This window comes from candidate division WOR-3 bacterium (genome assembly GCA_039801365.1).
In the GTDB taxonomy this organism is placed as follows: Bacteria; Hydrothermota; Tepidihabitantia; order Tepidihabitantales; family Tepidihabitantaceae; genus JBDRUN01.
Genome location: JBDRUN010000042.1, coordinates 1 through 492 on the forward strand (window position 1 = coordinate 1; position 492 = coordinate 492).

General features: G+C 56.7%; 1 protein-coding gene. It reads right to left on the bottom strand.

Annotated features, from left to right (window positions below; translation table 11 throughout):
- Nucleotides 1-492, bottom strand: a 492-nt coding sequence (locus tag ABIL25_06580; protein MEO0081942.1) for a hypothetical protein, incomplete at both ends; no start/stop codon positions are given.

Below are 492 nucleotides of genomic sequence, written 5' to 3' on the forward strand. Positions count from 1 at the left end.
TACAGCACCTGCGCTACCCCGACGTCGTGCACCGCAACAAAGAAATTCTGCTTCATCGTGTCGTCAGCCGGATTCTCATCCCCAACCAGATACGTCCAGCACGAAGCTTCCACCGTATCCTTTGCATTCGCGGTCCAGTCGCTGAATGATATCGTCCGCGTCGCACCCGCGCCCAAATTCGAGACAACGAATGCAGCAACGTAACTACCGATCCGCATATAGGCGTTGAACGTTTCGGTCTCGGAGCCGGCGTTGCGTACCACTGCGCTTGGAGTCACAACGCTCGCCGAATCAACTGTGCCTACAGGCGCAAGTATCTCCTGCACCAGCACATTGTGGGACGCAGCCGTAACCTGGAAACTGCCGGTTACTACGTCATTCAGTGCGTTCTGGTCCCCGGCCACGTACACTGAGCACTTCGTGGTGTGCGTACCTAGAACCTTGAATACCGTGTCCGGAAAGCTCACAGTCGTGTACAGCCCGCCTGGCAAG